The 20,328-nt window shown below is 36.0% G+C and carries 18 protein-coding genes; 4 read left to right on the forward strand and 14 right to left on the reverse strand.

Annotated elements, in window-relative coordinates; all coding sequences use genetic code 11:
- Positions 1-63: 63 nt before the first annotated feature.
- The 4 genes from AC0IXC_RS16305 to AC0IXC_RS16320 all read right to left on the reverse strand — a co-directional run bounded on the left by AC0IXC_RS16305 (position 64) and on the right by AC0IXC_RS16320 (position 4,026).
- Positions 64-753, reverse strand: a complete 690-nt coding sequence (locus tag AC0IXC_RS16305; RefSeq protein WP_201053587.1) for a FadR/GntR family transcriptional regulator — start codon at positions 751-753, stop codon at positions 64-66.
- A 229-nt stretch (positions 754-982) separates the two neighbouring features.
- Entirely contained in the window at positions 983-2,383 is a 1,401-nt protein-coding gene (locus AC0IXC_RS16310; protein ID WP_002011591.1) for a sensor histidine kinase, read from the reverse strand.
- Positions 2,384-2,386: 3 nt separating this feature from the next.
- A complete protein-coding gene (locus tag AC0IXC_RS16315) occupies positions 2,387-3,058 on the reverse strand; it encodes a response regulator transcription factor (RefSeq protein ID WP_002126137.1) in 672 nt (223 codons plus the stop codon).
- The gene (locus AC0IXC_RS16320) at positions 3,055-4,026 is read right to left on the reverse strand and encodes a YncE family protein (RefSeq protein WP_002011594.1); all 972 of its coding nucleotides are present in this window, start codon (positions 4,024-4,026) and stop codon (positions 3,055-3,057) included. Before AC0IXC_RS16320 ends, AC0IXC_RS16315 begins: the two co-directional genes overlap by 4 nt.
- Positions 4,027-4,314: 288 nt before the next feature.
- On the opposite strand from AC0IXC_RS16320, the gene AC0IXC_RS16325 reads away from it, so the two are divergent.
- The 4 genes from AC0IXC_RS16325 (at position 4,315) to AC0IXC_RS16340 (ending at position 9,581) form a co-directional block, all read left to right on the forward strand.
- Positions 4,315-5,430, forward strand: a complete 1,116-nt coding sequence (locus AC0IXC_RS16325) for a CdaR family transcriptional regulator (RefSeq protein ID WP_471653047.1) — start codon at positions 4,315-4,317, stop codon at positions 5,428-5,430.
- 117 nt (positions 5,431-5,547) lie between these two features.
- Entirely contained in the window at positions 5,548-6,960 is a 1,413-nt protein-coding gene (gene glcD, locus AC0IXC_RS16330) for a glycolate oxidase subunit GlcD (RefSeq protein ID WP_471653048.1), read from the forward strand.
- Positions 6,957-8,285, forward strand: coding sequence for a (Fe-S)-binding protein (locus tag AC0IXC_RS16335; protein WP_215590959.1), 1,329 nt, complete (start codon positions 6,957-6,959; stop codon positions 8,283-8,285). The genes glcD and AC0IXC_RS16335 overlap by 4 nt, the downstream gene beginning before the upstream one ends.
- A 465-nt stretch (positions 8,286-8,750) precedes the next feature.
- Positions 8,751-9,581, forward strand: a complete 831-nt coding sequence (locus tag AC0IXC_RS16340; RefSeq protein ID WP_002030537.1) for a CAP domain-containing protein — start codon at positions 8,751-8,753, stop codon at positions 9,579-9,581.
- Between the two features lie 35 nt (positions 9,582-9,616).
- Here AC0IXC_RS16340 and AC0IXC_RS16345 read toward each other — a convergent pair whose 3' ends face one another.
- From AC0IXC_RS16345 to AC0IXC_RS16390, 10 genes are all read right to left on the reverse strand, one after another.
- Positions 9,617-10,222 carry a DUF1648 domain-containing protein gene (locus AC0IXC_RS16345; protein ID WP_471653049.1) on the reverse strand — a complete coding sequence of 202 codons (606 nt, stop codon included), beginning with the start codon at positions 10,220-10,222 and terminating at the stop codon, positions 9,617-9,619.
- Between the two features lie 91 nt (positions 10,223-10,313).
- Positions 10,314-11,237 carry an RluA family pseudouridine synthase gene (locus AC0IXC_RS16350; protein ID WP_002140910.1) on the reverse strand — a complete coding sequence of 308 codons (924 nt, stop codon included), beginning with the start codon at positions 11,235-11,237 and terminating at the stop codon, positions 10,314-10,316.
- 100 nt (positions 11,238-11,337) lie between these two features.
- Complete coding sequence (locus tag AC0IXC_RS16355) at positions 11,338-11,754, reverse strand: hypothetical protein (protein WP_012260583.1); 417 nt, start codon at positions 11,752-11,754, stop codon at positions 11,338-11,340.
- Positions 11,755-11,853: 99 nt separating this feature from the next.
- Complete coding sequence (locus tag AC0IXC_RS16360; protein WP_002166118.1) at positions 11,854-14,046, reverse strand: MMPL family transporter; 2,193 nt, start codon at positions 14,044-14,046, stop codon at positions 11,854-11,856.
- Between the two features lie 110 nt (positions 14,047-14,156).
- Positions 14,157-14,804 (reverse strand): phosphatase PAP2 family protein, encoded by a 648-nt coding sequence (locus AC0IXC_RS16365; protein ID WP_002126121.1) that lies wholly within the window; start codon positions 14,802-14,804, stop codon positions 14,157-14,159.
- 59 nt (positions 14,805-14,863) lie between these two features.
- Positions 14,864-15,913: a spermidine/putrescine ABC transporter substrate-binding protein PotD gene (gene potD, locus AC0IXC_RS16370; RefSeq protein WP_002011485.1), complete on the reverse strand. Its 1,050-nt coding sequence runs from the start codon at positions 15,911-15,913 to the stop codon at positions 14,864-14,866.
- A gap of 38 nt (positions 15,914-15,951) precedes the next feature.
- Positions 15,952-16,752 (reverse strand): spermidine/putrescine ABC transporter permease PotC, encoded by an 801-nt coding sequence (potC, locus tag AC0IXC_RS16375; RefSeq protein ID WP_002011483.1) that lies wholly within the window; start codon positions 16,750-16,752, stop codon positions 15,952-15,954.
- 6 nt (positions 16,753-16,758) lie between these two features.
- Complete coding sequence (gene potB, locus AC0IXC_RS16380) at positions 16,759-17,607, reverse strand: spermidine/putrescine ABC transporter permease PotB (protein WP_002126118.1); 849 nt, start codon at positions 17,605-17,607, stop codon at positions 16,759-16,761.
- Entirely contained in the window at positions 17,604-18,587 is a 984-nt protein-coding gene (gene potA, locus AC0IXC_RS16385; RefSeq protein ID WP_002030425.1) for a spermidine/putrescine ABC transporter ATP-binding protein PotA, read from the reverse strand. Before potA ends, potB begins: the two co-directional genes overlap by 4 nt.
- Before the next feature lie 237 nt (positions 18,588-18,824).
- The gene (locus tag AC0IXC_RS16390; RefSeq protein ID WP_098635423.1) at positions 18,825-20,192 is read right to left on the reverse strand and encodes an aldehyde dehydrogenase; all 1,368 of its coding nucleotides are present in this window, start codon (positions 20,190-20,192) and stop codon (positions 18,825-18,827) included.
- Positions 20,193-20,328: the final 136 nt, after the last annotated feature.

Here is a 20,328-nt window from a genome sequence, read left to right on the forward strand (position 1 = left end):
AAAGAAAACGCTTACTTAATCTCTCTCTATTTTATCAGAAAATTAGATTTTTAAAAGATTAAATTACGAATTTATATCGCTTTTACCTGTGACAATATGTTCTACATTTGTTAAATGATCTAGCATCGCTTGCTGCGCTAATTCCACATCTTGCTTTAACACCGCATCATATATAGATTGATGCTCTTCTAAAAGTCGTTCTGATGTTGTTTGTTCACCATATAAAATAATGCGTCTTGATTCACCAATCGTTTCAGCAATCATCTCTGAAACATGATTCATGAGCTCAAGCAAGATGTTATTATGCGAAGATTCTGCAATTCCCATGTGAAAATGAAAGTCTGCTTTTTCGCCAGCCTTCTCATCTCCAATGCTCTTTGCCATTTCATCTAACCACTGCTTCATATTTTGCAAATTAGCTTCCGTACGTTTTGCCGCTGCCGCTCGAACTGCCCCCACTTCGAGCACCTTCCGTACTTCTAATAAATTCAAAATATCCTCTTTCTTCATTAATAACTTGTTATTTAGTGATTTTGTTAATGAAGAAGGATCGAAATTCCTTACATATGTACCTTCTCCTTGTTTCATTTCAATTAAGCCCATTGCTCTTAGCGCACTTAGCGCTTCACGAACAGCAGATCTGCCAACTTGAAACTGCTCAGCTAATTGATGAACAGGAAGTAGTTTGTCACCAGGTTTTAACGTACCATTTTTAATCATTGTTAAAATAGCTTCAGATACTTCTTCGTAAATTTTTTTCGGTTTAATAGATTTGTACTCCAGTTAAATCACCTCAGTATCTTCCAAACAACAATTGTAACGTTTTATAAGAACTTAGCATCCATAACTATTTTAGAACGAATTAGTAAGAAGTACAAATGTTTTGTTCATAAAATAGTCAAATTTTTGATATTTGTTTGATATTAATTAATACATTTACGCGTAACTATTTACCTTCAATATGAAGAGCATATTCCAAAAGTTAGAATATGCTCTCCTCATCTTGTGCTTTTAATTTAATACTAACTGTCGTGCCCTTACCTTTTTCACTTTCTATTCTCCACTCACCGTCATGTATATGAACAATTTGCCTTACAATTGCAAGACCTAAACCTGTTCCACCGTGTTGACGACTTCTCGCTTTATCTACTCGGTAAAAGCGTTCCCCCAGATTTTCTAAATGCTCTCTATCAATACCTATTCCTGTATCTTTTATGTGCAATTCACAATAATCATCGATTTGTTTTAATGTTATTATGATATCCCCGTTTTGATTTGTATAACGTATCGCATTATCTAATACATTATGAAGTACTTGTTGCATACGATCCTCATCAATCATTACGATAATTTCAGGATTTAAATTCGTTGAAATACGAAGGTTTTTTTCTACAAACTGTAACTCGTACGTATTTAGTACATCTTCAATAAGCTGTGAAAAAACGATAGGTTGTTTCTTTAAGGGAAAGTGTTCACCTTCTAGCTGCGCTAGATCTAATAAATCATGAACGAGGCGCTGCATGCGACCTGCTTCTTTATGAATAAGTTGCGTTACTTTTTCCTGTTGCGGCCCCTTCGCTACACCGTCTAAAATAGCTTCACTATATCCTTTAATATAACTAAGCGGTGTTCTAAGTTCATGCGAAACATTAGCTAAAAATTCCTTACGCTTTACATCTTCTGTTTCTAAGGAATTTGCCATTTTATTAAAGGCTTTTCCCAATCGCCCAATTTCATCTTCTGAAGAAATTGTAATCCGCTCTGAGAAATCTCCAGTAGCCAAATGATTTGCAACTCGTTCCATTTGCGAAAGCGGTCTCGTAATGGCGATAATAATTTTTCTACCAATCCATATTGTAATTAAAATCATTGCAAGTGCTAACGGCGCTAAAATAAGACCCATATCAAATATTAAGTCTTTTATACTTTTTAAAGGAATATAAGAGTATACAATACCAACTAATTTTTTATTATCTAAAACAGGGATGACAACACCCATAATATTACGATCAAAATGTTCTTCATACCCTATCTTTGTCACTGTTTTCCCATCTAATAGCGCCTGTCTATCCCCTTCACTTATAAGAGAATGATGGTGAACATCAAAAGGCAAACATGCGCTTAAATCACGCGGATTGTATACGAAAAGGACATCTGAACTAGATATTTGATCATATGCCCTTACTTTCTCTTCAAAAGTGGATACTCCTTCACGTTTATCATATTGCGTGGCAAGACGTTTCCCTTCCATTACTAATGAATCTTTTAAATTATCAACGTATAACTTTTCATATGAGTATAAAGATACAAAATAAAGAAAGGAAACTGTTACACATACTGCACATACTACTGTAAGCCAAAGCTTTTGTACCATCGTAAACATACGTTACACCTCAAATTTATAACCTACACCCCAAACGGTTTGAATGTAGTTTCCACTTTCTCCTAGCTTTAGACGCATCGTTTTCACATGCGTATCTACCGTTCTTGTACTTCCTGCATAATCATATCCCCACACCTTTTCAAGCAATTGTTCCCGGCTAAATACTTGTCCATTATGTTGGCAAAGAAAATATAGTAAATCGAACTCTTTTACCGTAAGAGGAATCGTCTCACCATTCGTCTCGACCCTCCTACTTTTTTCATTAATAAGAATCGGTCCAAATTGAATCTCTTCTTGCTGTTCTTGCTTTGTATATCGTCTTAAAACAGCTTCCATACGAGCAATTAGTTCCCCAGGACTAAATGGTTTTACAATATAATCATCTGCTCCCATACGTAAGCCGTTCACCCTATTCCACTCTTCACCTTTTGCTGTTAAAAATATAATAGGTACATCCGACGTTTTTCGAATCTCTTTACAAACTGAAAGCCCATCCATCTCAGGCATCATAATATCTAGTACAACGAAATCATAATGATCCGTCTCTAATTTTCGAAGTGCCTCTTTTCCATTTTCAGCTTCTCCCCACTCGTATCCGAAGTTATCTAAGTACATTCCGACAAGTTGCCTCATATCACTTTCGTCATCTACGACTAGCACGTTATATTTACTCATTGTCCTTCCCCTTCTCTCTCTATGAGTTGAAACGGTCCTTTTCCGACTTTAATTGTTTGTTTTATTTTCATATTCTTCATATCCATTACGCATACTTCATCGCTATCATAACTAGCTACATATCCTTCTGCACCGCTTTTCAAAAATGCAAATGGATTAGATCCTACTTCTGCAAATCCTACCTCTTGATACGTACTTGCATCAAACTTTCTAAGCGTATTTGAACCGTGACTTAGCGCATATACATACTTATCATCCTTTGTTATATTCACAGGCATAAACGGAGCATGTAAAGAACGCATCATCTCTCCGCTCTGTAAAGAATACACTAATACTTTCTCATTCACTTGACTTCCATCACCATGACCACCAATCCATATTTCTTTCCCATCAGCGCTAACCGTTGCTCCTGTTGATGCTGGTGGAATCATAAAGGACTGTATCACTTCTTTTTTCTTTGTATCAATGGTCGTTAGTTTCGTATCATAAAAGTTGAGTACAGATAACTGGTTATGATGCTCTACCATCGTTATCGGCCCTTTTCCTGTTGAAACACTCCCTGTCTCTTTTCCTTTTATCGTAAAGAACCTTACCTTTTGTTCATTTTGATCGGCAGCAAATAATTGTGTTCCATCATCTGATGCGATAACATTAGCAATTCCTTTTCCAATCTTATATTTGTCCACTTGTCTTCCTTCTGCTAGTGAATATACATACATATATTCTAATTGCTTACCATAAACAAGTATTTCCTCGCCATTTGGAAGTAGCGTAACCCCCGCAATCGGCTCATTTAATTCCCATGTTGTTAATAGCTTCTTTGTTTTTTTATCAATAAAACTAATACTACCTTCCTTTATATTCGTTGTTATAATAACACTTTTATCTTTAGCAATCGGTGTATACGAACTTCCTTGACACCCTACTAATAGAAATAAAAAACAGAGAAGAAAAACATACTTTCTCAAAAGATTCCCTCCATCTTCGGATGATTTCGTTATAATTGTAAAATAACAAATAAATGTGTGGAAAATGTGAAATCTTCCTTTATTAATAAAGTGAAACTTTAATCAGTGGGGGTTTTCTTCATCCACCACTGATTATTAGTTGAACCAATCGGGCTTTTATGGGCAGTTGATCCCCCATCTAACTTCTTTGCTTTCGCTGAATTTTGAGGTGGGGGTCTTACTGCCCATTAATGCGGGATAAACTTACATATATAATGTACAACAAATAGAATTTGAGGTGTGTAAATTATGCTTTTTCCTGATTTAGCGAATAAAATTGTACGTGAAGTACGCAGATTAATTACTGAAAACATTATTATTATTAATATACAAGGCGTTATTATCGCCAGTACAGATGCGGAAAGAATCGGTCAATTTCATGAAGGTGCACTCCGCTGTGCGAAACAAAAGAAAACTGTCATTATTACAAAAGACGATGAACGACGACTGCAAGGTGTAAAAGCTGGGATGAACCTTCCTTTACTATTCCATGACGAAGTAATCGGCGTGATTGGAATTACAGGAGAACCTGAAAATATTTCACAATACGGAGAAATATTACGTAAGATGACCGAATTATTAATTCATGAAAACTACTTTTTAGAACAACTAGAACTTGAGCACCGTTCTTATGAAGCATTTGTCTTTGATTGGCTTCAAAATACAGACTGGTCTCCAAGTTTTCTCGATCGTGCAAAAACGCTTGGCATTGATTTATATAAGAAGAAACAACTTATTTTATTATCAATCGCCCAAGATAATACGATGCTCCAGCGTAAAATTTGGCAACATATGCGCAACATTTTAGCAAAAGAAAATTTATTTGTTCGCTGGGGAAATGATCGGTTTATTTTGTTTACAACAATCCAATCCAAAGAGCAAACCTTTCAATTTTTAAAACGGTTAAAACAAGACTGTGAAACTTTATTTTCTATTACTTTATATATCGGGATTGGACAAACAGTTACGCCAAGCAATATGAACTTATCGTACGAACAAGCATTACGCGCCCTTTCAGTATCACTTGAAACGAAAAAAATTGTATTTAATGAAGATTTACGTTTAGAAATGTGCTTACAAGATATTTCTACTGAAACTCGAGAACAGTTTCTAGAGCGTACCATTGAAAACTTAGTATCATCTCCTGAGCTTATGCACACTTTACGTTTATTTATCGATTATAACCAATCTTATAAGCAGACAGCTGAGCAATTACATATACACATTAACACATTGCATTACAGGCTAAAAAAGATTGAAGAACATACAGGACTTGACCCGAAACAATTCAAAGATTTAAATGTTTTATACTTCGCAATCCTCTTATTAGATAATCATACAAAAAATAACGATAAAATTGATTAATCTTTAGATGATTGTACATAGAAAGAATCCTCCAACTTTTTTATCATTATAATGAAAGCACTGTTACAACGTTTTTTATTATGACGAAATACGTTAACAGTTTGAGGGGGATTTCCAATGTTAGAAAAGCAAATTATTGATTCATTCGTATCTATTGTTGGCGAAGATAATGTAGATACATCCAATATGGGGCGTTTAACTTATAGTTATGATGCCACTCCAAACTTCCAAGCGATGCCTGATGCAGTCATTGCTCCTCGTAATACAAATGAAATAGCAGACGTGTTAAAAGTGTGTAACACTCATAAAATCCCAGTATACGTTCGCGGGTCTGGAACAAATCTTTGCGCTGGAACGTGTCCACTTGAAGGTGGTATCGTCCTTATTTTCCGCCATATGAACAATATTTTAGAAATTGACGAAGAGAATTTAACAATTACTGTACAAGCTGGTGTTATTACACTTGATATTATTAAAGCAGTAGAAGAAAAAGCTTTATTTTACCCACCAGATCCAAGCTCTATGAAAATTTCTACAATCGGCGGTAACATTAATGAAAACTCCGGCGGATTACGTGGTTTAAAATATGGCGTAACACGTGATTATGTAATGGGGCTTGAACTTGTCTTACCGAACGGCGATATCATTCGTACTGGTGGTAAATTAGCAAAAGATGTCGCTGGTTATGATTTAACTCGTTTATTTATTGGTTCTGAAGGAACACTTGGTGTTGTTACGGAAGCTATATTAAAACTTGTCCCTATGCCTGAAACGAAGAAAACGATGCTTGCGCTATATGAAGATATTAACGAAGCTGCTCGAGCTGTTTCTGCTATTATTGCAAATAAAATTATTCCGGCGACACTTGAGTTTTTAGACCAACCAACAATTGAAGTTGTAGAAGAGTTTGCACAAATCGGTTTACCAACTGACGTTAAAGCAATTTTATTAATTGAACAAGATGGCCCGCCCGAGGTTGTCAATCGAGATATCGAAAAAATGGCTAACGTTTGCCGTGCTATGAATGCGGTCGATGTTCGCGTTGCAAAAGATGAAGCGGAAGCAGATGCGCTTCGTACAGCACGCCGTAGTGCACTATCAGCACTTGCAAGACTAAAACCGACAACAATATTAGAAGATGCAACTGTACCACGTTCACAAATCGCTCCAATGGTTGAAGCAATTAATGCAATTGCAAAGAAATATAATATTCCTATTTGTACTTTTGGTCATGCTGGTGATGGTAATTTGCATCCGACTTGTATGACAGATGCCCGTAATGAAGACGAAATGCACCGTGCTGAACAGGCTTTTGCTGAAATATTTGCGAAAGCGATTGAGCTTGGTGGTACGATTACCGGCGAACATGGTGTTGGCGCGATGAAAGCTCCGTATTTAGAAATGAAATTAGGTAAAGAAGGTATTGCTGCTATGCAAGGAATTAAACAAGCCTTCGATCCAAATAACATTATGAATCCAGGTAAAATGTTCGCGAAAGACTCTCGTAAAAGAGTGGTGGTTGAACGATGACCACATTAAATAAAGAAAACATTCAAAAGGAATTTAAAGAACGATTAAGTGAAGATGAACTATTAAATTGTATGCGATGCGGCTTTTGTTTACCAACTTGCCCTACTTACATTCAATCTGGGTATAAAGAATCACATTCACCACGCGGACGTATCGCCTTAATGAAAGCCGTCGTTGATGGTTTAATTGAGCCAGATGAAGATGTTGAAAATACATTAAATGTTTGCCTTGGCTGCCGCGCTTGTGAACCTGTTTGTCCATCTGGTGTGAATTATGGACATTTATTAGAAGAAGCTCGTGATATTATTAATCAAAATAAAAAGTTCTCCATGCCCGTGAGAGCTGTTCGTAAAGTTGTTTTTGAAGGACTATTCCCGCATCAAAACCGAATGCGAACATTAACAGGACTAATCGGATTTTACCAGCGTTCTGGTTTACAAACGCTAACACATAAAACAGGTATTATGAAGTTATTCCCTGAAACACTTGCAACGATGGACCTCGTTTTGCCAAAAGTCCCTAAAATGAAAGCAATGAAAGATCGTCCTGAATTTTTACCTGCTGAGGTGGCGAAAAAGAAACAAGTTGCATTCTTCACAGGCTGTTTAATGGATACGATGTTTTTAGAAACAAATAACGCAACGATGAAACTTCTTCAACTTGCTGGTTGTGATATCGTTATTCCGAAAACACAAAGTTGCTGCGGGGCATTACATGGGCATGCTGGTGAAAAGAGTGGAGCAAAAGAATTAGCAAAACGAAATATAGAAGCATTCGAAGATTTAAACATCGACTATATTATTACGAATGCAGGTGGTTGCGGAGCTTACCTCGTAGACTATGATTATCTGTTAAAAGATGATCCAAAATGGGCTGAACGCGCAAAGCAATTTGTTTCTAAAATTAAAGATATTACTGCTATACTAGTAGAACTAGATTTCCATAAACGTAATGACTTACGACTCACGCCGCAAATCATTACGTATCAAGACTCTTGTCATTTACGTAATGTTATGCGAACATCTTCGGAACCTCGTATGTTACTAGAGGCCATTCAAGGCGCAACATACCGCGAAATGAAAGATGCGGACCGTTGCTGTGGTTCTGCTGGTATTTATAATATTGTCCATTCGGAGTTATCAATGGAATTTCTAGATTACAAAATGGATCGTGTACATGAAACAGATGCAGCGACAATTGTTACTGCAAACCCTGGATGTCTATTACAAATGAAACTAGGTATTGAACGTGAAGGTCTTTCTCATAAAATGAGAGGAATTCACATTGTTGATCTATTATTAGAAGCAATTGAAACCAACTCGTAATAACTCGTAACATACGTAATAATAGGAAAACGGCTATCTCCTTCGTCTATGTAAAGAGATAGCCGCTTTTTTGTCCGCTACAACATTAAAAATATGTTACTTTATTATAAAAAAGAACAACAGAAACATTACAGTTTTGTAAAAATACATCCAGTATATTCCTCGAAAAAATGCTAAAATCATTGATACAATAGGATTCTTCATTTTTAATATAGGTACATTTATCCAAAAACCCCCTCTTAAAACCAAGTATAAAAATGCTGAAAATTCCTTTTATACTCTATGTTTCTCTTATTTCATCCCTTTCCTCCTCTTAGGATAAATTAGGAAAATTTTAAGTCTATGAATTTTTTTCCATCTTTTTTCTCGCAAATTGTATGCTACGATGAATTGGTCAGTCAGACAGGCTGTCAAAAACAAATCGTGTGAAAACAAATTAAAACTTTATATAGGGGGACACACATCATGAAAAAGCGTGTTTTATTATCTGTAGCTGCTGCAACAGCTCTTACTTTAGGAGTATCTTCTTTAGATGCACAAGCTGCAACAGTACAACCATCCAACATAAAGGTTCAAAATATTCAGCATTCAAAAATGATGATGAAGCAAATGAGCCAACAAGAATTACAAGCATTCTTACAATCTATGGGAGTTGAATCATTAGCACAATGGAACCAAGGACAATTCCAACAAGATTGCTTCATTCCTGGTCAACAGCCTACTGAAAATGTTGTTACTGAACAACCAACAGCTAAGCCAGAAGCTCAAAAGCCTGCTGAGGAAACTCAAAAACCAGCTGAACAAAAGCCTGCTGAAGAAGTTGCTAAACCAGAAGCTCAAAAACCAGCTGAAAACAACAATACTCAAAACGAAACACAAAAACCTGCTGAGCAAAAGCCTGCTGAAGAAGCAAAATCTTTAAGCGAATTCGAACAACGCGTTGTTGAATTAACAAACGCAGAGCGTACAAAACAAGGCTTATCAGCATTACAAATCGATACTGAATTAAGCAAAGTAGCACGCATTAAGTCTGAAGATATGCAAAAAAACAACTACTTTGATCATAACAGCCCTACATACGGGTCTCCGTTTGACATGATGAAGAAATTTGGTATTTCTTATAAATCTGCAGGTGAAAACATCGCCCAAGGACAACGTACTCCAGAAGAAGTTGTACAAGCTTGGATGAACAGTGCTGGACACCGTGCAAACATCTTAAATAGTGGCTTCACTCATATCGGTGTTGGCTATGTAGAAAGCGGCAACTACTGGACACAACAATTTATTACGAAGTAAATAAAAAGAGAGTCTTCTAGGAGAAGACTCTTTTTTTATGTTTCATAGCTTTCTAATATGTATGCGTATAAAATGTAGAACATAAACAAAATAGACCCGCAGCTTATTACACTAATTAACAAGTAAAATCCCCACTTCAGGCTCAAAAGCAACGAAAATAATATGCTACATGCCATCACTTGAAAGATTCGCCTACTAACTAAACGGATTTTTTGTAATTTGATCGGTTCTTTCTCTCTATCCTTCACCTTTTTAAACACTTTACTAAACATAAAAAGAAACATACTAATTCCAATCGTTAGTCCTGTCTGAAAGGATATAATACTTCCCAAATTAATAAAGAGAATTAGTATATGGACAAACATCATAAATAAAGTAATACTCATTATAAATCCATTTATAATGAAATACTCCCCTTCATTAAACTTATATATATTATGTAAAATAACATATACTAATCCATGTAAAATAATAATAAGGACAGGGATAAATAATACGACAACTTGTTTACTCATAAACTCGTTCGCTCCACCATTCTCGTTCCAATGCACTGCCATACGAGTTGGTAAATATGGATAAATACATAGAGTAAGTAAGAGACAAGCGAAAAATATCCCTAGCATATATTTATATTTGATCAAGTAATTCTCACCTCTCTTTTCTCTTAACGGCTTCGCCTCTTTCAGAGAAATCCCTGCAAAAATCTACCTTTTTCAACTTTAAACTTACACTTTACCTATTTTCTCTTTCAAATTTTTTCATTGTATCGTTTAAATTTGTAGGGAAAGGTACGTCAACAACGATCTCTTCTTTCGTAATCGGATGCAAAAAATTAATCTTCATCGCATGTAACGCTTGCCCGGACATATATGTTGTTTGCCCACCATATAATACATCCCCAACTAATGGATTTCCATTATAGCTCATATGAACGCGAATTTGATGTGTTCTACCGGTTTCTAACTGTAACGTTACGAGCGTCGCATTTTGTTTTTTAAAATATTTCTCTACTTTATAATACGTTATAGCTTGGTCTCCCTTTGGAGAAACACGGCGCCTTGTAGCATGATGTCGATCTCTTCCGATGGCCGCGTCAATTGTCCCTTGCTTCTTTTTTACTTTTCCTTCAACAAGTGCCGCATACGTTCTTTTAATTTTCCGTTCCATTAATAAACGATCCATAATTGCACCCGCAATTCTATGTTTTGCGAATACAACACCACCTGTCGTATCTTTATCTAATCTATGGATATGCCGAACCTTCGTCTCTAAACCTTGCATTTGAAAATGAAAAGCAACAAGATTGGCAAGTGTTCCCGTCCCATTTTTTTCAGAAGGATGTGTATCCATTTGCCCCTGCTTATTTACAATGAGTACGTGATCGTCTTCAAACACTACATTTAATTCACCATATTCCGGCTCTACGCCGTACTCCTCCTCCATAAACATATGAACTTGTAACTTATCTCCTTCTTTTAAAAGTTCATTCCATCTCCTTTGTTCTCCGTTAACCGTAACACCTTTTTCCATACGAAGCTGATGTAATAACTTTTTTGGTACTTCCCATTCTACTTTTAACAACGACTCAATACTTATACCATTCCACGTCGCTGGAACCGTAATTTCGCACCATTCGCCCTTTTTCTTTGTTTCCATACTATAATCACCTTATTTCTATTGATTCTCTCATTGTAACGGAAAACATAATTTGATGCACCGTCAAAAATAGAGGACAGCCTTATAATCGACTGTCCCCTCACGCTCTAAGCCTTTTCATTTCCTGCAACACTTCTTCAGCTTTTTGTTCATACAATAAATCTTTAAAGAAATCCGCCAATCGTTTATAGTCGTTGTACGTATCTAATAAGTCGTCTATTTTCTCTCCTTTCATAACTTGTTGCTTTTGCTTCATTTTTACTGGATAACGATACCCCGATACTTCTTGTATTTTGTAATACTCATCCTCTACTTGAATAACTTTTACAATTTCCTCTTCTTCCGCATCCATCGTATACCCGTCAAAGTCTCTAAGCAGTTCATAAATAATATGAGTCCATTCATCTTTTGGATAAAACCCTTTTTCCAACCGATAACCGACAATGCGATACATATGCCCATCGTTTTCAGCAAACTGTACTGTATCATTTAGCTTAAACTTAAAATAACGAAACATTGCCTTCACCTACTTGTATGTAATGTTCTTATCACATACTATGCGCAAAATATGGGCCCTGCTATTCATAAAAAAACTCATCTTATAGATGAGTTTTTTTTACGATGATTTTTCTCTTTTCTTTCGAAATGGTAGCCACCAGTTCCAATCCCCAAACAATTTCATTAAACTTGGTACGAGCATAAGACGGATAATTGTTGCATCAAGAAATATTGCTAATGCAACCCCAAGCCCCATCTGCTTTACTGGTAAAATATCAGTAAAGGCGAACGCACCGGTAACAACAATCATAATTAAAGCGGCGGACGTAATAATCCTACTTGTCGAAACAAGCCCTTCTAACGTTGCTTGATCGTTATCTCCTGTTTCTTCATAAAGCTCATGAATACGTGAAATAAGAAATACTTCATAATCCATGCTAAGCCCAAATACGAGGCCGAAAATAAAGATTGGTAATACAAATAAAACTGAACTCTCTTCTAATCCGAAATGACCACCTTCAAATAACCAAATTACAATTCCAATTGTTGCACTTAAACTAAGTACGTTCATAATAATAGCTTTAATTGGAATGAGTATAGAGCGGAATGCGAATAATAAAATGACAAAGGTTGATCCAAATATAACAGACATACCAATTGCAACTTTATCTTTAATTTCATCTTCTAACTCTTGCTGGAACGTCGTCATACCACCCAAATAATAAGTAACATCATTTTCTTTATAATTCTTTTTGAAATCACGAACCCATTGTTTTGCGGTTTCTGTACTTGGCTTCGTATCCAAAAAGACTTCCATTGTTGTTTTATTCCCTTTCGTATACGCTTCAAATACAGGAGCTATTTTCGCAGCCTCTGGCGACTGTAACATTCCAGCAACTTGATCTGCTTTCATTCCATTTAGCCCGTCATATACACTTTTCACCTTATATACTTGCTTATCGTCTTTTAACTTTTGAACAACAGCTTCTATCTTTTGTAAACTTTCTTTTTCTGTTATATCTTTCTTCGTCTCTACTACTAATGTCACATCAGCGTGTGTTTGGACAGTTTTATTAAAGGCTTCTTCATACTTCTCAAATGCAACTCTCGTATCACTCTTTTCAGGTAACGCTTCAACACCAGGAAACTGCAAGTTAGCTGTACGTAGCGGTAATAAACAAATAACAATAAATGTTGTAACAACAATAATCATGACGATTGGATGTTTCATTACAAACTGTGCAAATTTACGCCATACATTTGATGGCGTAGGCGCCGCCTGATTCTTTTTTAATATCCTTTTACCAATTAAAGATAATAGCGCCGGAAGAAGTGTGAGCGAAAACAAAATGCTCATAATAACGACAATCATCCCGCTAATAGCAACAGACTGAATATAATCTATCTTAAAGAAAAATAAGCCTGATAAACCGACGAATACACATAACCCTGAAAATACGATAGCACGCCCTGCCGTTTGATACGTAATCGCTATCGCTTCTTTCACTGTTCTCTTCGCAACTTCCTCTCGAAAACGATTTACAAATAACAGTGCGAAATCAATTGATAATGCGAGTCCAATCATCGGTGCAACATTTAACACGAAAATAGATAGCTCTTTATCACTACCTATAAAATATAAAATCCCCATCGTACTAATGACACTAAGCGCGCCATTTACAATCGGTAAAATAGACGCAATCAGACTACCAAATGAGAATAATAGTACGAGAAAAGCAATAGGTAATCCAATCATCTCTGCTACTTTTAAATCATTTTGCGTTCTTTCATTAATCTCTTGATTAATTTTCGGATATCCTGTCGGTGTTACTTTTAATACGCTATTACTTTCCTTCTCGATTTTCCCGGCAAATTGTAATGTCTTTTCCATTCGTTCTTTATTTGTTTTCCCGGAAAATAAAATCGTCGCATAACCGATATCATCTTGTAACATCTCTTTATTTTGCATTGGATGATGGAAAGATTCGTATTTTTCTTTCTCTTCAATTTGATTTATTATCCCCTCTATACGCTTTTGGAACTCCTCATGCGAAGTATCCTTTTCCTTCTCAAAAACGAGTAAAAGTGTATCTTGAGACTGCTTAAAATCTTTATCTAAAATTTCTTTCGTCTTTTGATAATCCCCTTCTGTTTGGAAACCATCACCGCCCAGTACTCCTGGAAGTTTTGGAGCAAAAATACCGAGCACTATCGCAAGTAGTAGTAATGCTACAATTACTGTATAACGAAATTGATACAAAAAAGTTCCTAACTTCCCCCACTTATCAATTTTATGTACATTTGTCTTCACACATTTTCACCTACTTTATATAATTCACTTGTCATTTATACTTTATCACATCTCCCCATAAACAAAAAACGTCTAGAAAAACTATAATACTAGTTTTTCTAGACGTTTTTTTATCTCTCGTTATTAAGTCCCAATCTCTCGGTAAGTAAACGATGACAATAAATTGCGATGATTAACAAAATGCCACCTGCACAGTAACCAGCCAAAATATCAGTCGGGTAATGAACATTTAAAATAACTCTACTTAATCCAATCAATATAATTAATATGCCCATCGAAATCGTAATACCACATTTTCCAGCTACACTCTTCAAATTGGCAGCAATGATATAGGCAAGAAAACCGAATGTTATAATAGATAGCATTGCATGTCCGCTTGGGAAGCTATACCCAAGTGCGTCAAGTGCCTCATTTAATGATGGGCGGTCTCTTTTTGCAATTTCTTTTATTCCCTTATTAACAAGGTGTGTCGTTAATATAGCCATTGGATACACAATCATAGCAGCATAATAACGCTTTTTCCAAAAAACGAGCAAGCTTATAATTAGTGTCGTTATAACTCCAATTGCAGATCCTAGCTTTGTAAAGTATGAGAAGAATGTAAGTGAGCTTTCCGTTTGTAATCCTTTTACCATATCACGTACGTATGTATCCATCATTGTAACACCACCTACATGTACCCTCCAAGCGATGATGCTAAATAGAACAAACAATAAAATGATACACATTAACTCATACTGATGTAACTTTTTCTTCAATCGATTTCCTCCTACTATGAAAAAATGCGATTTCTACTTTAGAAACCGCATTTTCTTACTTATTTACCTTTTGTTTTCAGCTCTGTCCAGTAGCGATCGTAGTCTTTTAACTTATCGTCTACATCAACAAGCCACTCTGTACGATCTAATTCTTCTTTTGTTAAGAAGATCATGTGATTATCACGATATTCTTTACTATGAAGAGGATGAGCTTTTTCATTTGGATTACTGTAACCAATTGACTCGTAGTTTTTCACACTTACTTTTTCATCTAATAAGTAGTTCATAAACTTCTCTGCAAGTTCTTTATTTTTCGCACCTTTTGGAATTGCTAACGTATCAGCCCAAATTGTGCCACCTTCTTTTGGTACAACGTATCCTACATCTTTATTGTCTTTCGCAATGAATGCTGCGTCTCCAGACCAAACTGTCCCGATCCAAGCATCTTCTGTAATGAATTTTTGTTTAATATTATCTGTATCGAATGCTAATAAGTTTGGAAGTAGCTTCTGCAAATCAGCAGATGCTGTCTTTAACTGTGCATCCTCTTTCGTGCTATTAGAGAAACCGTTTTTCTTAAGTCCCATTCCTAATACTTCACGAGAATCGTTTAATAAAGTAACATGTCCTTTATATTTCTCGTTCCATAAATCATTCCAGCTTGTAGGTGTTTCTTTCACATACTTTTTATTGTATGCAATTCCTGTTACACCCCAAGTATATACTAGAGAATACTTATTCTCTGGATCAAACGCAGGTGTTTTAAAGTTAGAAACAAGGTTCTCGATGTTCGGGATATTCTTCTTATCTAAAGGCGCTAATAAGTCCATCTTCGCCATCGTTTTCACCATGTAATCAGATGGCTGAATTAAATCATATGTCGCGCCACCAGCTTGTAATTTCGCAAGCATTTCTTCATTACTTGCATATTTATCGTAGTTAATTTTCACGTTATATTTCTTTTCAAAATCTTTTAAAACTTGCTCATCAAAATTGTCAGCCCAGCTATAAATGTTTAATTCTTCTTTTTTCTCACCACAACCAGCAAGTACACCTGCAGCAAGACTGAAGCTAATTGCTATACCAGCTAATCTCTTCACTAATTTCATCGGTTTATTACCTCCTCGTTCTTTCTATATCATTCGTATTATAAAGGAAGGTGTCCTCCAGAGTTCTCTTCACCGTCTGCACCTTTATTACGGAAAATTTCCGATAGCACCATTAATCCTACAATTACAACAATTAATATTGTAGAAAGAGCATTAATTTCAGGTGATACTCCACGCTTAACCATACTATAAATGTATAATGGCAATGTTGTTGATCCTGGTCCTGATACGAAGAAACTAATTACAAAATCATCAATCGATAATGTGAATGTTAATAATGCGGCTGAAATAACTCCTGGTGCAATTGCTGGAAACGTTACATAACGAAACGTTTGCCACGGCGTTGCTCCTAAATCGTTTGCAGCCTCTTCTAAATCACGTCCCATACCAGAAAGACGTGCCGCTAAAATAACAACAACAAATGAAATACTAAATGTAATGTGTGCAATAATAATTGTTGTTTTTCCAAGTTCCATACCTAATTGACTAAATAGGATAAGTAAAGATAATCCCATTAAAATATCAGGAATTAAAATTGGTAAATATACAAGACCGTTAATGGCCCCTTCAAAACGATATTTGTAACGGTGTAATGCAATAGCAAAAATCACACCAAGAACTGTCGTCACAATTGTCGTTATAACAGCAATCGTCATACTATTTACAAACGCATCAATAACATCTTGTTTTTGAAATAAATCTGTATACCAATGGAGTGTAAAGCCCTCCCATTCCGCATTAATGCGAGAATCGTTGAAGGAATATACCATTAAAACCATCATTGGAAAATACAAAAACAATAAGATTAACCAAGAATAAGAAACTAAAAACTTCTTCATTTTTGCCTATTCCCCTCCGTTTCCATCATATTTATATACTTTCGTTGCACGATAATATAAGTAAATTAACAGAACAGAGAATAGAACAACAATCATAGATAACGCGGAACCAAACGGCCAGTCACGTGAACCTAAGAATTGGTTTTGAATTACGTTTCCGATTAATGCTACTTTCGATCCACCCATAACGTCTGATACAACAAACATTCCGATAGAAGAAACGAATACTAAAATAGAACCAGTTGTAATCCCTGACATCGTCATCGGTACTGTTACATTCCAAAATGCCTTTACTGGTGTTGCTCCTAAATCATAAGCCGCCTCTAGCTTACGCTTATCAAGCTGCTCAATTGCTGCATACACTGGTAAAATCATAAATGGTAATAAAGAATATACCATTCCGAGTATTACAGAAGGCGTATTATATAGCAGATTTAAAGGTTCACTAATAATACCTAGTTTCAATAGCAATGTGTTTACAAGTCCTTGTGAACGTAAAATAACAATCCATGCGTATGAACGAACAAGAAAGTTAATCCAGAACGGAATCGTTGCCAATAATAGAAGGATAGAACGATATTTACGATCAACAATTGTAATTGTATAGGCGAATGGATAACCGATTAATAAACATAGTACTGTCGTAATAACAGCTATCTTCACTGTTTCCCATAACGTCCCCATATATAATGGATCAAACACACGTGCTATGTTATCTAATGTAAATTTCATTTCCACTGTCCCGTATGCTCCGCGCTGCATGAAGGCAAATGCTAATACGAACAGAAGTGGAATTAGGAAGAAGAGTAACAGCCATACGACTGTAGGTAATGCGAGTAATTTCCCTTTCTTCAATTTAAGGTCACCTCGTCCTCTTGCTCCCAGCCTACATATACATTATCTCCAATGCTCCACTGCGTTGCTTCTTCAGCAGTTTGATATGCCATTAGTAATTCCGCTGTTTTCTCCTCACGTACATATAGCTTTTCCATATTTCCAACAAATTCAATATCTTCAATATGTCCAAGATGGTATTCTTTTAAAATTGGCTCTTCAACCGAGCGAACTTTTACATTTTCAGGGCGAACTGCTACGTAGTTTTCCCCATTTTTCACGATATTATTTTCACCGATGAACGTTGCAACAAACAATGTTTTCGGCTTATTGTAAATTTCCTTAGGCGTGCCGACTTGTTCGATATGCCCTTTATTCATAACGACAATACGGTCACTCATACTCATCGCTTCTTCTTGATCGTGCGTTACATATATGAACGTAATTCCTAAATTACGTTGTAAGTTTTTCAATTCACGTTGCAAATCTTTTCTTAACTTAAAGTCAAGCGCTCCAAGTGGCTCATCTAATAGTAATACACGTGGGTTGTTTACAATTGCTCTTGCAATTGCTACACGCTGCTGCTGTCCACCAGAAAGCTTCGAAGGTTTACGATTACGGAACTCAAGTAACTGCGTTAAACGCATTGCCTCTTCCGCACGTTCTTTCTGTTCTGCTGCTGATACTTTTTGCATTTTCATACCGAAACAAATATTTTTTTCAACATTCATATGTGGGAATAGTGCGTAATGTTGGAACACTAAATTCATATGACGCTTGTATGGCGGCAAATCGTTAATCTTTTCATCATCTAATAAAAGATTCCCTTTAGTTGGGGTTTCAAATCCTGCGATCATACGAAGTAAAGTCGTTTTCCCGCAACCACTCGGTCCTAAAATTGTTAAAAATTCTCCTTCTTTAATATCTAAAGAAAGAGGGGGGATAATCACTTGATTTCCAAAATGTTTTTCTACTGCTTCAACTTTAATAATCTTTTTCATTTTCCCGTCCTATCTACCTTAAATTTTAATTTTTATATTCATGAATAAATATTTATGTTCTATAGACTATTTTTTTGTTTCGATCCAAACAAAAATGGTTGTTTAGCAGCGTTCTCTTCTATTCTTTATGTAGTATGTTTGATTCATTTTCGCATGATACATATGTCGAACAGAAAAACCCCTTCAGTTGCGAAGGGGTTTTTATCATACGGCTACGCCTACTGATAAACACCATCATCATTTTAACAACTTTCGTATGAATTTTAAAGCACTTTTTGTAGAAGAGTAACGAATTTTCATGTCGAATGCTGTAGATTGGGACAAAATGCTTTTATAATGGGAAAAAGTCCGAAAACTTTGTTCACCATGATAGCTGCCTAATCCACTACTTCCAACGCCCCCAAAAGGTAAATATGGCGTTGCAAGATGATATACGACATCATTTATACATCCTCCGCCATATGAAATATTACTCGTCACTTTCTCTTGCACTTTTCTATCTTCAGAAAATACATATAGTGCTAACGGCTTTGGATGGTGCTGAATCGTTTCAATTACCTCTTCTATTTTTTCATATTCTATAATTGGTAAAATCGGCCCAAAAATTTCATCTTCCATAACAGCACTTTGCCATGTAACATTCGTTAACACTGTCGGCTCGATGTGTAATGTTTCTTTCGTATAATTCCCGCCAATCACAGGTTTACCGTCTTGTAAAAATGTACATAGACGTTCAAAATGACGCTCACTCACAATTCGCACATAATTGTCATTTTGCAAAGCATCTTTTCCATATTGCTCTGCGATTTCATGTCTTAATGCCTCGATTAACTGCTCTTTCACTGAAGAATGAACGTACATATAATCAGGCGCTACACACGTCTGCCCAGCATTCAAAAACTTCCCCCAAACGATACGTCTTGCGGTTACATCTAGCTTTGCATCTTTATGTACAATACATGGGCTTTTCCCGCCAAGCTCTAACGTAAGAGGCGTTAATTTTTTCGCCGCTGCTTCCATCACAACTTTTCCGACACCAACACTACCTGTAAAGAAAATATAGTCAAACGGTTCCTTTAAAAGTGCAGTGCTTTCCTGAGCACCGCCTTCTACTACCGATACAAGCTCTTCTGGGAATAATTCACCTAACATTCTCGTAAGCACTTTTGAAACGTTTGGCGTTAACTCTGACGGCTTTAAAACGACTGTATTGCCAGCTGCCAATGCTCCTACGAGTGGTGCAATTGCTAATTGAAACGGATAGTTCCAGGGTGCGATAATAAGCGTCACACCATACGGTTCTGGCACCACTTTCCCCTTCGATCCAAAATGAGTAAGAGCTGTGCGAACACGCTTTGGTTTACTCCAAGATGAAATATGCTTCATTTGAAAAGAAATCTCTTTTAGTACATATCCAATTTCTGTTGTAAATGATTCGTGAACTGATTTATTCAAATCTAATTTCAACGCTTGAAAAATCTCATCCTCAAAACGCTGAATTCCTTCATAAAGCTTCTTCAAATTATTCTTTCTCGTCTCTAGACTTCTTGTATGTCCTTTGTAAAAATATTCCTTTTGTTTATTTACAATAGAGGAAATACTCATGCACTCACCTTCTCCCACTATTTTTATCCAATTCTTTCATTATTTATATAGACTTCATATGTAACAAATTTCTATTCTTAAAGTTACATTATATATAACTTTTCCCTTTATATAAAATTCATTGCTCACAAAAAAC

Source organism: Bacillus sp. AC266, assembly GCF_979253805.1.

Coding starts and splice junctions, on each gene's coding strand:
- AC0IXC_RS16310 (WP_002011591.1), bottom strand. CDS start 2,383: ATGTTTACGATGGTACAAAAGCTTTGGCTTACAGTAGTATGTGCAGTA.
- glcD (WP_471653048.1), top strand. CDS start 5,548: ATGTTAGAAAAGCAAATTATTGATTCATTCGTATCTATTGTTGGCGAA.
- potD (WP_002011485.1), bottom strand. CDS start 15,913: ATGAAATTAGTGAAGAGATTAGCTGGTATAGCAATTAGCTTCAGTCTT.
- AC0IXC_RS16350 (WP_002140910.1), bottom strand. CDS start 11,237: ATGGAAACAAAGAAAAAGGGCGAATGGTGCGAAATTACGGTTCCAGCG.
- potC (WP_002011483.1), bottom strand. CDS start 16,752: ATGAAGAAGTTTTTAGTTTCTTATTCTTGGTTAATCTTATTGTTTTTG.
- AC0IXC_RS16335 (WP_215590959.1), top strand. CDS start 6,957: ATGACCACATTAAATAAAGAAAACATTCAAAAGGAATTTAAAGAACGA.
- potA (WP_002030425.1), bottom strand. CDS start 18,587: ATGAAAAAGATTATTAAAGTTGAAGCAGTAGAAAAACATTTTGGAAAT.
- AC0IXC_RS16340 (WP_002030537.1), top strand. CDS start 8,751: ATGAAAAAGCGTGTTTTATTATCTGTAGCTGCTGCAACAGCTCTTACT.
- AC0IXC_RS16390 (WP_098635423.1), bottom strand. CDS start 20,192: ATGAGTATTTCCTCTATTGTAAATAAACAAAAGGAATATTTTTACAAA.
- AC0IXC_RS16355 (WP_012260583.1), bottom strand. CDS start 11,754: ATGTTTCGTTATTTTAAGTTTAAGCTAAATGATACAGTACAGTTTGCT.
- AC0IXC_RS16315 (WP_002126137.1), bottom strand. CDS start 3,058: ATGAGTAAATATAACGTGCTAGTCGTAGATGACGAAAGTGATATGAGG.
- AC0IXC_RS16325 (WP_471653047.1), top strand. CDS start 4,315: ATGCTTTTTCCTGATTTAGCGAATAAAATTGTACGTGAAGTACGCAGA.